Annotated in this window: 14 protein-coding genes; 2 read left to right on the top strand and 12 right to left on the bottom strand. The window is 44.0% G+C overall.

The window, feature by feature from the left end; all coding sequences use genetic code 11:
* Nucleotides 1-67: 67 nt before the first annotated feature.
* The 10 genes from EDI28_RS09755 to EDI28_RS09710 all read right to left on the bottom strand — a co-directional run bounded on the left by EDI28_RS09755 (nucleotide 68) and on the right by EDI28_RS09710 (nucleotide 10,368).
* Complete coding sequence (locus EDI28_RS09755; RefSeq protein WP_128783674.1) at nucleotides 68-1,678, bottom strand: hypothetical protein; 1,611 nt, start codon at nucleotides 1,676-1,678, stop codon at nucleotides 68-70.
* Nucleotides 1,675-2,799: a hypothetical protein gene (locus EDI28_RS09750; RefSeq protein WP_128783673.1), complete on the bottom strand. Its 1,125-nt coding sequence runs from the start codon at nucleotides 2,797-2,799 to the stop codon at nucleotides 1,675-1,677. The genes EDI28_RS09755 and EDI28_RS09750 overlap by 4 nt, the downstream gene beginning before the upstream one ends.
* Nucleotides 2,799-4,346 carry a flagellar assembly protein T N-terminal domain-containing protein gene (locus tag EDI28_RS09745; RefSeq protein WP_128783672.1) on the bottom strand — a complete coding sequence of 516 codons (1,548 nt, stop codon included), beginning with the start codon at nucleotides 4,344-4,346 and terminating at the stop codon, nucleotides 2,799-2,801. Before EDI28_RS09745 ends, EDI28_RS09750 begins: the two co-directional genes overlap by 1 nt.
* 3 nt (nucleotides 4,347-4,349) lie before the next feature.
* Entirely contained in the window at nucleotides 4,350-5,402 is a 1,053-nt protein-coding gene (locus EDI28_RS09740; RefSeq protein ID WP_128783671.1) for a penicillin-binding protein activator LpoB, read from the bottom strand.
* Nucleotides 5,403-5,457: 55 nt separating this feature from the next.
* Nucleotides 5,458-6,063 carry a hypothetical protein gene (locus EDI28_RS09735; RefSeq protein WP_128783670.1) on the bottom strand — a complete coding sequence of 202 codons (606 nt, stop codon included), beginning with the start codon at nucleotides 6,061-6,063 and terminating at the stop codon, nucleotides 5,458-5,460.
* 352 nt (nucleotides 6,064-6,415) lie between these two features.
* The gene (locus EDI28_RS09730) at nucleotides 6,416-7,021 is read right to left on the bottom strand and encodes a hypothetical protein (protein ID WP_128783669.1); all 606 of its coding nucleotides are present in this window, start codon (nucleotides 7,019-7,021) and stop codon (nucleotides 6,416-6,418) included.
* Between the two features lie 346 nt (nucleotides 7,022-7,367).
* The gene (locus EDI28_RS09725) at nucleotides 7,368-8,084 is read right to left on the bottom strand and encodes a DUF2076 domain-containing protein (protein ID WP_128783668.1); all 717 of its coding nucleotides are present in this window, start codon (nucleotides 8,082-8,084) and stop codon (nucleotides 7,368-7,370) included.
* A 176-nt stretch (nucleotides 8,085-8,260) separates the two neighbouring features.
* Complete coding sequence (locus EDI28_RS09720) at nucleotides 8,261-8,830, bottom strand: YceI family protein (RefSeq protein WP_128783667.1); 570 nt, start codon at nucleotides 8,828-8,830, stop codon at nucleotides 8,261-8,263.
* A gap of 2 nt (nucleotides 8,831-8,832) precedes the next feature.
* Entirely contained in the window at nucleotides 8,833-9,369 is a 537-nt protein-coding gene (locus EDI28_RS09715) for a cytochrome b (protein WP_128783666.1), read from the bottom strand.
* Between the two features lie 294 nt (nucleotides 9,370-9,663).
* Nucleotides 9,664-10,368 (bottom strand): HAD family hydrolase, encoded by a 705-nt coding sequence (locus EDI28_RS09710; RefSeq protein WP_128783665.1) that lies wholly within the window; start codon nucleotides 10,366-10,368, stop codon nucleotides 9,664-9,666.
* Between the two features lie 292 nt (nucleotides 10,369-10,660).
* Here EDI28_RS09710 and EDI28_RS09705 point away from each other — a divergent pair, with 292 nt between their 5' ends.
* Nucleotides 10,661-11,461: an EAL domain-containing protein gene (locus EDI28_RS09705; RefSeq protein WP_128783664.1), complete on the top strand. Its 801-nt coding sequence runs from the start codon at nucleotides 10,661-10,663 to the stop codon at nucleotides 11,459-11,461.
* Between the two features lie 80 nt (nucleotides 11,462-11,541).
* Here the strand turns inward: EDI28_RS09705 and EDI28_RS09700 are convergent, their stop codons facing one another.
* Nucleotides 11,542-12,927: a class II fumarate hydratase gene (locus EDI28_RS09700; protein WP_128783663.1), complete on the bottom strand. Its 1,386-nt coding sequence runs from the start codon at nucleotides 12,925-12,927 to the stop codon at nucleotides 11,542-11,544.
* Nucleotides 12,928-12,938: 11 nt separating this feature from the next.
* Nucleotides 12,939-13,322 (bottom strand): hypothetical protein, encoded by a 384-nt coding sequence (locus EDI28_RS09695; protein ID WP_128783662.1) that lies wholly within the window; start codon nucleotides 13,320-13,322, stop codon nucleotides 12,939-12,941.
* 327 nt (nucleotides 13,323-13,649) lie between these two features.
* On the opposite strand from EDI28_RS09695, the gene EDI28_RS09690 reads away from it, so the two are divergent.
* Nucleotides 13,650-13,931: a PepSY domain-containing protein gene (locus tag EDI28_RS09690; protein WP_233353333.1), complete on the top strand. Its 282-nt coding sequence runs from the start codon at nucleotides 13,650-13,652 to the stop codon at nucleotides 13,929-13,931.
* Nucleotides 13,932-13,945 lie beyond the last annotated feature (14 nt).

Raw genomic sequence — 13,945 nt, 5'->3', positions numbered from 1 at the left:
TTATTCCTTACACACTGCTTTATTTAGCCTATGGAGTAACTATTTGTTACTCCATACAAATTTATACTTAAAAGTCGTCTTCGTCGATTGTTGGAGCATTAAGCAGGCTTGTATTGCCTGTCTTTTCCTGGCGTGTATTTTGGGTAACCTTGGTGTTAGGAACTGCCGAGGTTTCCTTCAATGATGCCGAGGTGCTTGTCACAGGTTGCTTTGATCTGTCGAGAGCCTTGTCCAGCTCTTTCTTATTCGCGGTATTTTGCTGAATTGCACGATTGCTTGATGCAGCGGCACCTAGACTAGAGCGTTCAATTTCCAGTGCCTGAGTCGCACTATCTGCGGAAATACCGTATGCAACCACGTGGATTTTTTGCTGAGAAATAGGGTGGGTGACTGTTTTGGTCAACAGTTTGGACAGGCCGTTAACCGGCCGGTTTTCGATTGATTGGCGGGTTTGCTCGGCAAGGCTTGTTGCTGTCTCTGTATGGTCGTTGCTTTGTAGGTCACCGCTGCGTGTTTGCAAAGCAATAGCGGCTTGCTTTTGCACTTCGATATCAGCGTAAAGTGCCATTGCTGCTTCTTTCTTCGCGAAGGCTTCCGCAATACCTTTATTTTTGCGCTTCAGTGAAGAAGATCCTTCATACGGCATGGCAAATACGCCGATAAACCAGCGGTTGCCATCTTGGTCTACGTATTGACGAGGGCCTACCAAAGTTGATAGTTCTTGTGTTTTCAGCCAGTTCTGGACTGTCATTGCTTGCTTGGGTTTCACCGATACATCTTCACCGGTAATAATCGCCTTGGCGGCTGATTCCAATTTCGGGCTCCAGACCATCAGCGTAGCGACTTGGTACTCTTCCTCGTCGGCATTCCACGATTCTGCCTGAACCAATATTGAAGCGCCTAGAATCGGTGCTTTGGCTAGTGTTTCAACGGTGCTGGTGGATTCAAGTGCGACGCTGCCTCGAATAGCTTTGGCTTTCTCGGCCAATACATCCATCTCGGACTGGGCACTTTCATAACGCGATTTTGCCTTTTCATATTTGGCAATTTTGTCATCTTGGATATTGCCGGCGCTGTATGACTCGTCCAGTTTTTTGATAACAGCATCGATAAATGCATCACTGCGATCAGACCAGGTAACCCCCTTAAGCTTATCCGCTTCCTTGGCATTAACATCTTCTAGCAATTTCATCAGCTTCTTTTGCTGCGATGCTAGCTTTTTCTCTAGCTTGAGGTATTGCTTATTGAGCTCGGCATAGACATCGGTACCCGGTGCATTCAGCTGATCGGTAGCGCTCATTTGCGTTCTCATGAACTCAACCATTTTGGCTTTTGCGCCCATGGTTGCCAACATAGCGTATGTTGAACGCTTGGTGATGAAGCTATCATCGTAGGAAGGGTCTTCAGTGTTGAAGCTTTCAGAGTGAACAACAAATAGGCGTTTCTTCTTGCTATCCCAGCCCTCTCCCCATCCGCGCTGCATCATGTAGTCTGTTACTTGTTCTTCAGCAGACATCATTTCATCAGCAACCTCGATTTGTTCAAAAGGCTGTTGCGTTGTTTCTGCTACCGCTTCGAGAGCTGGCGTTGCATCTTGTTGGATGAAGTCCTGAGCCAGAGAAAACGGCGATACAGCAAGGCTGATAGCTAAAACGAGTGGCTTTATTTTATTATTCATTGATATACCTTTATTTGGTTCTGTGCCCACGGAGAAAACTGGGCGTGTTTAGCTAGTGAAGATAAAACGTCATGTAAGCGTTGGGCCTGTTGCTGATCTTCATTGCGTAGCGGTGCAAGGAGGTAAACCCACGACTCGGTCGAGAATGGCTGCTGGCTGAGATATTGCTGAGCAGAATAGAGTGCCAGTTGCGGCTTGTTTGTTGCTCGATAGAGACTGCTTAGCATTTGCCATGCAAGAGGATTGTTGGCATTGGCATTTAGGGAAAGCGTTAGGTCCAGCTCGATTTGGGCCGGATTTTTTCCTGAGTCAAAATTGCTTTTGGCATTTGCGTATAGTGCCGAGCTCATCTTGATTCGTGGATGGATCGAATTAAGGTTGATGATCCCCTTTTCCGAAAACGCCGTATCGAGTACCGAGTTAAAGTCGAATTGATAGGTGTTTTGAGTTTGTTTTGGGCAGTACTTGCTGTCTTGCTCACAGAACTGGGAATAAGCGCTTGGATCATCGCCGAGTTGGAAGTCGACGGCGTAATAGGGGGCTTTTGTCCGTTCTGCATAGACAGATTCGAGATTGGTCAAATCCAGTGAACGCATATAGCTGGCCAATAGCGGCAAGTCTTGCTGCTCCATGGCATCAAGGAGCAGTTTATTTCTAACTTTCTCGGCAGTATCTGCTGGAACCTGGATTTTTTCCTGCTCGAACTGTGTTGCATCTGCAACTTGAACGTACTCGCGCAAGCAGCTTCCGTTATCACGATCAAAAAGTAGCTGGTGTGAAATCAGAGCCTTGGCATCATACTGCTGCCCAATTGAGACAAGTACATCTTTTTTTAGCTGGCCGCTCAACGAGATCGAGTTCGGATCAAATGAGACTCGGCGAAGGCTCGCTTCAGCCAAGAGTTGCTGATAGAACGCTTTCTCGGCAAGTTTAGATTCCTTGGTGCCTGAATATTTCTTGTCCCCTTCGCAAGCTTGCTTAACGACGAAAAATAAATGGCCTGAGTCTTGGTACACGCCGCTTGGCTGTTCAGCGTATTTCTGCTCATAAACATCCCTCGCATCGAATGCGAGGGCATGGGTTGAAACAAGTGCTAATAATGGCAAGAGTACTTTTTTCATTAACTTCTCACAATGTCAAAATACGCCGAGCGGTTATCTACTTTCTTCATATGGGGGCGTCGGCCTTTGCCTTGCTTCTTGAAGCTGGAATAGATCTCATTCAGGCTTTGGTCAAATGCCTCGGTCAATGGGCCGGAAAATCGGTAGTCCAAGGTCATTGTTTTTCCTTTTTTATCCCAGTTCCAAGTTTCAACCGTACCGTTAGTACCGTTGTTAAGAACATGCTTGAAGATATCGACATCAGTTCGCTTGGCGTTTTTTAGCACGATCTTGTAGATGGTTCCTTTCTCTGCATGACGAGCCAGCGATTGTATAACTTCAGGACCAAGCTTTGCCTTCATTTGCTTGAAAGCAACATGCTCAGAGACTTGCTTGGCACGGCTTTCCGGCTGGACATAGATTCGGGTCTTGATCGGTAAATTGTTAACCGTTAATAAAATGTCGCCAGTGTGATTGTCTTTAAGACTAACGCTAAGCGAGGTTTCAATACCTTTTGAATGTTTATGATCTTCTACCGGGCGTTGGTTTTGTTTCAAATAGAAGGTATGTGTCGGTTTACCGGAACCATCGTTGATAGCAAAACCCAGTCTTTCCAGCTCATCGGTGATCCAGTCAGTTTTGGCTTTGTTGTCTGACTTGACGCTAAAAACTGGTTGGCCAAGGATATTGAGATAGAAGTTGACGTCATTTAGCAGTTTGCCGGAATCAACCTCGGCCATCATGATGACGTAGTAACTTCCGCGTTCTATATCTTCATCCAAGATCTCATAGCTACTAACATAACCTTCTGTTTTGGTGGAAAGTGCCATGGCCAGTGCATCGTTGAACATGCCAGACTTACCCTGCAGCATGACGCCTTGCGCCTGCTGAACGGCATTACGGATTGCGTCCTGCATAGCCTGTTCACGCGCTTTCTGCTCGCCAGATTTCATCGAGGCCAGGCCTTTGGATTCTACGGATGTCGGGCCGTTGGCAAAGTCTGCAATTTGCTGGTTGGCGGCATCTGTAGCGATGATAATTGTGTTTCCACTCTGTTGATTTTGGGTAGCCCCCGGAGTTCTCAGGGCGGCGATGTTGGCAAGATCCGACTGGGCAATGACCATTGCGACAAAGTAGTCACCGTCATATTTGCCTTTTTTGAGGACTTTGGCGGCTGAAAGTTGTCCCTGAAACTGGGTATTTACGACATCGACAAAACTTTCGCGGGAAAAATCACGGGAGTTATCTCCGTCAGTAACGGTGATATATGTCATCGAAGCCTGGGTGCTGCCGCTCATAGCAACGCCGTTGATCATTTCTGTTAGTTGTCGAAGGGCTCCCATTCTGGCTTCTTCATAGCCTTTAGACTCGGAAGAACGACCCGAGGTGCCCATAGCAACGACGTAATATCCGTCAACCTTATTGATTCCAGATCGCGTACCGCCACCGCTATCGAGCAGAGAAAAAACATCATCCATAGGATCGCCGGCAATTGCAGACATGCTGGCGAAAAACAAAGTTGCTACCGCCAACAGGCGGTAGCAAATATTACGTCGAGGTTGGTTCATCTATTACAGCTTCCAGTCTTCAGGTGTGCCAACTGATACGGCATAGATTTTGTTTCGGCTAACATATTCACGTCCCATGGCATCGAGTTTTTTCTTGATGTCCATGGCGTCTTTGTCGCTGTTCTTCCATTGGATCACTTCAAACATGCTTGTGTCTGAGCCGCCTGGGGTGATGTAGCCCGAGGCCAGTGGAATAGCGATACCAAAGTCGTCCTGGAAAATAACTGCTGGGATCTTCACACCTTGTTTCGGGATTCCCTGGCTTGAACCGGCAGCGATTGCGAATCGCTCGCTACGGTAGTGTTTGGCTTTGCCGCCAATAGGGAATTGTGCCATTACGTCGGTAACCAGAACCTGCAGACTTTTTTGAGCCGCTTCTTGGTACGCTTGATTGATAGCTTCTTTGTCAAAATATTTAAACCCAGCTAGATAGCCATTGTTTGAACTCTTGGCATACTTTTTAGGAGATAGGTTTTGTCTAATCGGTGGGAAAGTATGTTTAATTTCTTTGGTTGTACCATCAATTAGCTGTGCACTAACGGTACTTCTGAACGTTAATTCGTAGTATGAGCCGTTGCTATCTTTAATTAGCTTTGTTGACGTACCTAGTTGCAAGTTGGCTTCCAGAACATAGTCTGGATTCTTAGCCTTACCGTGTTCAATCGCCCCTTCAGCTACAGTATTTTCTGCTTGAAAGGCTACCTCATAGTCACATGCATTACAGGTACGGGTAAGAACATTAAATCGCTCTGTACGTGAAAGTTCGCCGCCTAGCATTTTTGCAGGCATACCGGTATCGATGGAATTTTCGAGCGAATCTTTGTCCATGCTGACTTCGACGAGATACGGTGCGATTGAGAGCTTGACGAATTCTTTGACATTAAAGCCTGGCGGTACTTCAATATTTGCTTCGTCTTTAAGTCCTTCAGCGGTGATATAACTTACGGTTGAGTTAGATGCAATATCTGCCTCTTTGTCCGCGCGTAATTGCGTTGTCGATTGACAGCCGAATAGGCTCATTAGTGTAAATGCAACTAATAATTTACTATTTTTCATCTTTTTATCCAAAAAAAGCCTGATAATTATCAGGCTTGGTATTCAATATTTGTTTTTACTTAATCAAATCTGCTGCTTTATTATATTGATACTCTTGATACAGTGAGTAGACAGTATCGTTAAGCATCATTACTTGATCGGCTGTAAGAACGAGTTTGTCTTTCTCATTGCCTAATTCTGAGAAATCGATTTGACTCAACAAAGATGTCTGATTAAGTTCACTGAACGCCATGGTCTGGACTGCGATTTCTGCGCCAACCTTTAATGCACGCTTATAGATTGAATCCATATATTTATCGTTGATAAATGCAATATATGCATTGTAATCGTCAGTTTTATTCGCTTTTAGATCTGCGAGAAATGCATCTCTCTCTTCATCGGTTTCTTTCATCATCAGTGCGCTGCTGACCTGGCCACCGACTTTATTTGTATCAACATGCTTGGTGTAGTCAGCATAGATTGGCGTTGATTCCTTAAACAAGGAGTTCACAGCCATACGAACTTGTTCGACTGGTTGAATACTTGATTCAGTATATTCCTGTGCAGCAAGTTCTTGTGATTTTGCATTTAACTGTGCTGGTGTTTGCTCAGTTGCGCCAAGCATTGAACAACCAGAAACCATTGATGCCGCGATAATTGCTGCGAGAAGAGTTTTTTTCATACTAGCCACTACTTAATGATAAAAATCGAAATTGTTTTAAACGTTCATTGTTATAGGCGATATGGTCACACGATATCTGTGTGATATATGCTTTTGGGTGACAGTATACTTGTTGTGTATGCTTAACAATGCTCATAATTCAATACTTTGAAGTTTATCAATAAGTTGAAGTGATTATTTGGTCGAAAGTGTGATCTTTTACACGTTTTGTATGGGTTTGTAGCCATTTGTATTCATCGGAATACTTATTCTTGTCGTGTTGGTTCAGGTTTATATCTTGACACTATGCTATTGGGCAAATCCTCGGAACTAGCCTAAGCCTGATAAGAACAAGCTTAGGCTGTTAGGTGAACTATCTAATTAGTTCTGCTGCTTTATTGTACTGGTATTCTTGGTAGAGCGAATAAACCGTGTCGTTAAGCACTGAGATTTGTTCGGTAGTCAAAGTTAATTTATCTTTTTCAGTACCTAACTGAGAAAAATCTAATTCACCAAGTAAGGCTGATTGATCGATCTTATTAAAAGCCAAAGTTTGAACAGCAATTTCAGCCCCGACTTTTAACGAGCGTTTGTAGATTGAATCCATATATGTGTCATTGATAAATGCAATGTATGCGTTGTAGTCATCATTTTTATTTGCCTTCAGGTCCGCAATAAAGGTATCTCGCTCTTCATCAGATTCTTTCATCATCAGAGCACTGCTAACTTGGCCGCCTACTTGATTGGTTTCTATGTGCTTGGCGTAATCACTGTAGATAGGTACTGATTCAGTGAATAGTGAGTTGATAATCAGACGGACTTGCTCCACTTGCTGGATGCTTGAGTTTGTATACTGTTGCGTGGAAAGTTCTTGAGCTTTTAGATTTAGTGTTGCGGGAGTCTGTTCTGTTGCACCAAACATAGAACATCCTGAAACCATTGATGCTGCGATTACTGTGGCTATAAGTGTCTTTTTCATACTAACTACTACTCTCGAATAAGAATTAAAAATATTTTAAATGGCCTAAAAGTTAGCTGGTTGCTTTAACGGTTCATCGTTCTGTATATGGGTGAAGGTATATCAGTAAATTACAGAATGCAATACTGTATTGGTGGCGTTATAGACACTACTTCCGTTCTTGGGGATGGGGAGTGAGGTTTATTGTTTTGTGATATTGGTATGGTGCGATAGGACGGGGCAGGTATTTTTCAGGGTTTACGGCGATGCAAACCGGGGTAAAAAAGACCAAAGGAGAGCCTTTGGTCTATAAATTACTACTTAATGAAATTGTAATTTAGCGATACAGCAGCTTAGTGATCATGACCTAGACGTCCTCGTCTCCAAAACCGAAGTCATCGCTGCCACCGAAGAAACTGTCGTCGCTGCCAAAGCCTGCATCATCTGAAGGTGTATTGGCAAAGCTATCGTCAAAGCCGCTGTCGCCGAAACCGGCATCTCCAAAGCCTGAGTCACCGAAACCGGCATCACCAAAGCCACCACTGTTTTCAGTGTACTCAGACGCAAAACCCGTTGAGTCATCCAAGAAGCCACCGGAGCCTTCTTCGGAAGATGCTAGGTCTTCACCCATTGCTGCTTCGGGTGCAGCGTCTGCTGTTGCCATTGTATCGGCAGCCGGATCATCGTTGTTGAACAGGGCATTACTGATCATATTGCCGGCGATCATACCGACAGCAACGCTTGCTGCTGTTTGCATAAAACTACCAAACGCGCTTGGCTGATGGGCTGGTTTTGGTGGCTGAGGGGCTGGTTTATTACCGCCCATCATTTTGCTAAATGCGCCACGGTTTGACTCAGACTTATGGTGCTCAACACATTTCTCAAGGTACTCGTTTTTTTGCTTCATCTCCTTGAGAGCCATTTCCTGGACGAGTACGGCCTGGGTTAGTTTGTAGATGGCATCTTGCTGAGAACCGATTTCGTTACCAATCAATTGCTCAGCCTCTGCATCTTTGGCTTTCTCTGGGCTCTGCTTTAGTTTGCTGGCAACATTTTGAATCAGTTCTTTTTCTTGTGGGGTCATTTTCTTTACCTTCTCTTCAACGTGATAACGCTGTTGTTATAGTTATCATCCTAGCTCAGAGGGTATATTTCAATCTGTAACTATGCGTAACGATTTTGCATGTTGATAATTCTGGTCTAAAAATAAAAAAACCGGCAAAGTGCCGGGTTTTTATCAAGGGAAGAATTTTGTTGCTGTTATTGTCGAACACCTTCAACATGCAGCTCAAGATCGGCGTAGCTTGATTCGCCCATAATCTGAATACCAAAGTCTTTTAGCTCAATACGTGTTGTACCGCTAAAACCAGCACGATAACCGCCCCATGGGTCATCGCCTTCGCCGATAAATTGGGCATCAATGGCAATAGGTTTAGTCTGGCCGTGTAGGGTCAGATCACCACTGATAGTCATTTCACCGTTGCCTTTAGGTTCTACTTTTGTGCTGGTAAAAGTTGCTGTAGCATATTTTTTTATATCTAGAAAATCTTCGCTGCGTACGTGCTTGTCACGCTCGGCATGGTTGGTATCAAAGCTGGTTGTATCGACATTCACGGTTACTTTCGATGCTGAGATATTCATAGGATCGTAGCTAAAGCTACCATCAAAAGTGTTAAAGCGGCCCTGAATCCAGCTATAGCCAAGGTGCTTTATTTTCAAGTTGATAGAGGCATGTGCCCCCTTGGTATCAATTGCGTAGTCTGCTGCAGAAGCAATAGACGGAATGGAGAACGCAGTCAGTAGACCCAGAGCCAGTAGTTGCTTTTTCATGTTTACTTTACTCCCAACATTTTTTTTAACGTATTGTCTTTGTTTATATAATGATGCTTTAAAGCAGCAAGTGCGTGTAGTGCAGCCAGCCCGATTAGGCTGTATGCAAGGTAGTAGTGAATCTCTCCGGCAATATCAGCCTGATTTAGGAACAGTTCGCCAACCGCCGGCATCGAGAACCAGTTAAATACCTCAATAGCTCGTCCGTCGGCGGTGGAAATCAGATAACCTGAGATAAAAAGCCCGAAAAGCATTAAATAAATAATCCCATGGGCGAGTTTCGCTCCCACTTTTTCCCAGCGGGCACCTTCAATACCGGGATGTCCTCTTAGGGATTTCCACACAAGACGGAAAACGGTGATAAAAGCGAGACACAGCCCGACTGACTTATGCCAGTGGGGGACGGGTTTGTACCATTGTGAATAGTAGTTCAGATCAACCATCCATAAACCAACAGCGAATAGCCCTATGATCACGACTGCAGACAGCCAGTGGATAGTGATGGATAGCCAGTCATAATTTTTCGGTGCATTTTTCATTACGGCAAATCAATCTGTTTCAAACTTGAATAGCTATATTTTAGTTATAAATTTGTGAAACATAAGTCGCGGTAGTTGAACAACAACATCAATTTCTTTGAATGAACTATTTAGGAGAGTAGGTGGCCTGGCTATAAACAGATAAAGCAAGCCGCTCTGGCAGGGTGAAGTTGCACAAGAGCTGCTCTGTAGATATGGAGAGGTTTGGGTGTCGTTATGATCGGTCACTGTTACCAGTAGCGATGCTAATGAGGCTATTTGGGCTTGATATATAGACAATGAATAGCTGGTCGACTAGCGTAAGATATTGTTCTCATGACGCCAGTCCATGATTGTCCAATCTTGCATTTGGGCATGGAGTGCCAGTGCCGGATCCGGGTTCACTGCAAACGGACGGTCTACAGCGTCAAGCAAAGGCAAATCATTGATTGAATCGCTGTAGCCATAACTACCCTTAAACTGGATGTCTTGATCAGCAATCCATGCTTTCATTCTAATTACCTTTCCCTGTTGATAGCTGAGTGTTCCAATTGTGTTCCCGGTGATTATGTCGTTGATCTGCTCGAGATTAATGGCAATGGCATCATCCGCACCAAGCATTTTTGCAATCGGTTTGACCAAGTGTTCGCCAGTGGCTGAAATCACCAATACCTTGTCACCGCGCCGTTTATGCCATTCGATTCGAGAGATGGCCTCAGTATAAAAAGCCGGTTTGATCTTTCGTTCAATGAACTCTTTAACTAGCTGAGCTAGTGTATGACTATCCATGCCGATGATAGGTTTTAGGGTTGCTTGCATGTAAGTATTCATGTCCAGCGTACCTTTGGTATAGGCTGTCATTAGTTCTTGCTCTTCGGCAAGCTGTGACTTGGAAGCAAGACCTTTGGTTGTAATAAATTCGCTCCAGAGGCTAGCAGAGTCAGCGGCGATAAGCGTTTCATCAAGAGCGAAAATAGCCAGGTATGGCTTGTTGCTCAGCGCCTGATTTGTGTGCGTCAAATTACTTTTCCTTTAGGTATATGTATAGGCGGAAAGAATAGATAAGGAATATGACAGTTAGCTTTCATTTAGATGTATTTCCAATGTCATGACACGTTTTCAATGTGATTTTCCCCTTATAAATAGCTGAAACTTAAATGGTGTCTCATTAATGAAACGCATTGAGATCTGAAAAATCTGTATAGTCCTGAGGAATTATGTGAGTTGCTTCCTAACTTATAATACGGTTGCTGTGAAAGTATGCGGGAAGAATTATGTTTATCTTTATCACATCGGCAACTACGGATAGTCAGTGGCTAAAATACTAAGATCAAGGGATGAGCTTGAACAACACCTGATTCAATCTCAGGATGGTAGCTATAGTGCTTTTTATGTGAGAAAAACGATGAAAAGTGCTTTCCAACCGATTGTTTCTTCATCAGGGGAGTTGTTTGGTTATGAAGCTCTGCTGCGCATTTACAATCAGGACGGCCTTCAGCTAGAAACAGAACCCTTTTTTAGTGCTGGCTATATGCCTTCCAGCGACCGGATTAATCTCGATCGCTTGGCACGGGTTATACACTTGCGAAATTTTGTACGTTTTGTATCAAAAGGGTCATTGTTTTTGAATCTGACACCGATCGCTGCATTAGATGCTGGCGGGCAACAATGTGGCTATAACTCTCTAATATCGAAAGTTAAAGAGCTTGGTTTATCTAATGATAGGATTTATTTCGAAATTCTCGAACATACCTGCGCTAATGACAAATTGCTGGTGAGATCGCTTCAGGATATGCAGCAGTATGGCTTCCGAATTGCTATCGATGATTATGGCGTTGATGCCTCATCGGAGCAACGTGTGAGAAATGTGAAACCGGACATTATTAAAGTTGACCGTAGCTTATTGACTGACTTTATGTCCGGCAAACCGAAAGAGTTAGAGTCGGTTATTCATTTGGCTCATGAGTTAAATGCCAAGGTGCTGATCGAAGGGATTGAAAGCAAGAGTGATTTTATGATGGTAAAAGAACTGGGGGTCGAATATATGCAAGGGTATTACATTGGTCGCCCGGTTCAGGTTAACGGTCTTCCTTGTTTGTTCGAGCCTATATAATGTTGTTTCAATGAATCTGCACTTCCCTCATTCTCTGCTTTTCGGCAGACAATGAGAGAAACGATAGGAGAAAGGAATAGTTAGTGAGCTACACCGCCTTGAGTGAGTTTTTCGGGGTTGAGTAGTGATTCAAGCTCAGAGCGGCTGAGTTCGGTTTCTTCTTCTGCAACATCAATGATGGGCCTTTGCTCTTTATAGGCTTTCTTGGCAATTTCTGCTGCTTTTAAATAACCAATAACAGGGTTGAGGGCTGTCACCAGGATGGGGTTCCTAGCTAGCGCAAGCTGTAAGTTTTCTTCGCGAACCACAAAACTACCTATGGCTTTATCTGCCAGCAGTACGGAGGCATTGGCGAGCAGTTCAATACTCTGAATGAGATTAAGCGCTATGACCGGCAACATGACATTGAGCTGGAAGTTACCAGATTGCCCACCTACTGTTATTGTCGCGTCGTTGCCAATCACTTGTGCAGCTACCATGGCTGCTGCCTCTGGTACAACAGGGTTAACTTTACCCGGCATAATAGAAGAACCAGGCTGTAGCGCCTCTAATTCAATTTCCCCCAAGCCGGCAAGTGGGCCTGAGTTCATCCAGCGCAAGTCATTCGATATCTTCATTATGGCCACTGCTGTTGTCTTTAGCTGACCCGATAGGGAGACGATGGCATCTTGACTGCTTAGGTTATAGAAAAAATTATCGCTGGAGGAGAAGCTGATTTCTGTCGAAACTGAAATATTATTGGCAAAGATAGCCGCAAACTCAGGCTCTGCGTTGATCCCCGTTCCGACGGCTGTCCCACCTTGTGCCAATGCAGTTACATTTTCTAGTGCATGGGTAATGCCTAGCTGTGCTTTTTCCAGCTGTACTTTCCAGCCCTGAAGCTCTTGACCGAGTGTGACAGGCATGGCGTCCATGAGATGGGTACGACCAGTCTTTACGACGTGTCCTACAGACTCTGTTTTTTTATCTATGCTTTCAATCAGGCGTTCCAATGAAGGAAATAATTGGAAGTGGCAGGCAAGGGCAGCGCTAACTTGTATGGTTGTCGGGACAACATCATTGCTACTTTGTCCCATATTTACATGATCATTAGGACTGACTATTTTTCCACTCTTCTGAGAAGCCAATGTTGCAATGACTTCGTTGGCATTCATATTTGAACTGGTGCCAGATCCTGTTTGAAATACATCGATAGGAAACTGCTCTAGATGCTGGCCGTCGATGATTTCCTGGCAGCTGTCGATAATGGAATGTGCAATATCATATTCAAGTAGTTTGAGATCCAAATTACTGCGCGCTGCTGCTTGTTTGACAAAAGCTATTGCTTGAATGAACTGCTTGGGCATCGTGATACCACTGATCGGAAAGTTGTCGACAGCTCGTTGGGTTTGAGCCTGGTAGAGAGCATCTTGTGGAACGTGAACTTCGCCCATGCTGTCTTTTTCTATACGATAGTCAGAATTCATGATGGGTATCCTTAGAGTCCGGAGGTGTGATGTATTTGTAAGAGATTACGTTGTAGAGATTGAAGCTGGCGTTTGCCTTCATCAGAGTTGCCGTAGTATTTCTTTAAAGCCAGTAAAGGGCAGTGGAGATGATCAATGCAAATGCGGCGGAAAATGCGCGAGTGTCCTTTGTGATCGATGGTATCGATAAGATGAAAGAACACACGGCGTAAAAAAAGCTCTTGTAGTAAGGGGTTACAGTTTGGTGAGTGGCGACAATAGTAGGAAGCGAGGTTAAGGCCTGACTGGATAAATTCGATGATAATATCAGGCTCAAAACCAGGTACGACAGGATGATTGAGAAATCGCTCTTCTGCTTTGAAATACATATTGTAGAGCAGTGCTTGTTTTTTCATACGGCGTACCAAACTCCTCGCAATTAACTGAGTGATAATTATTATCATCTGGTTTGCTAATGTGCAAGGTTCAAGTATGTTTTACGATTAAGTTTATACTATCTCCGGCTGACTTTGCTGATCGCTTGGGTTTACGTTGATTATCGATGTTCTCATAATTCGCTCATGGAATATGGCTTTGTAATCGCTATGATATAAATAGCGAATTTTATGTTATTCAGAGTATATAGAGTGATCTAATTCACAATCCTTTTATGCTTGTAATGATGGCTAGTGTGATTGCTCTGGTATGATATCGGCATCATGTACTTTTTTGTGGGAAGTTGTATGAAAGTATTAAGCATTATTTTTTCATGGATGTTTCTCGGGAGTCTGTTTACAGCAGTGCCGGCAATGGCCGATCCAGTTGAAAAAACAGCTTCTAGTGCGTTAACGGTACCTAAGGCGATGAGAATGTTACAAAGCCAGGGATATCATGATTTCAGAAAAATCAAAGTTGAACGTGATGAAAATGAAATTGAAGTGGAAGCCCGAGATAAAAGTGGTCGACGGGTAGAGCTGGAAATAGATTTGTACACGGGCAAGGTTATTGATATCGATAGTCATTAGGTTGATAGCACTCG

Source organism: Photobacterium chitinilyticum, assembly GCF_004104355.1.
Classification (GTDB): domain Bacteria; phylum Pseudomonadota; class Gammaproteobacteria; order Enterobacterales; family Vibrionaceae; genus Photobacterium; species Photobacterium chitinilyticum.
Note: the sequence above shows the minus strand (reverse complement) of the source record. Positions and strands in the feature narration are given on the sequence as shown.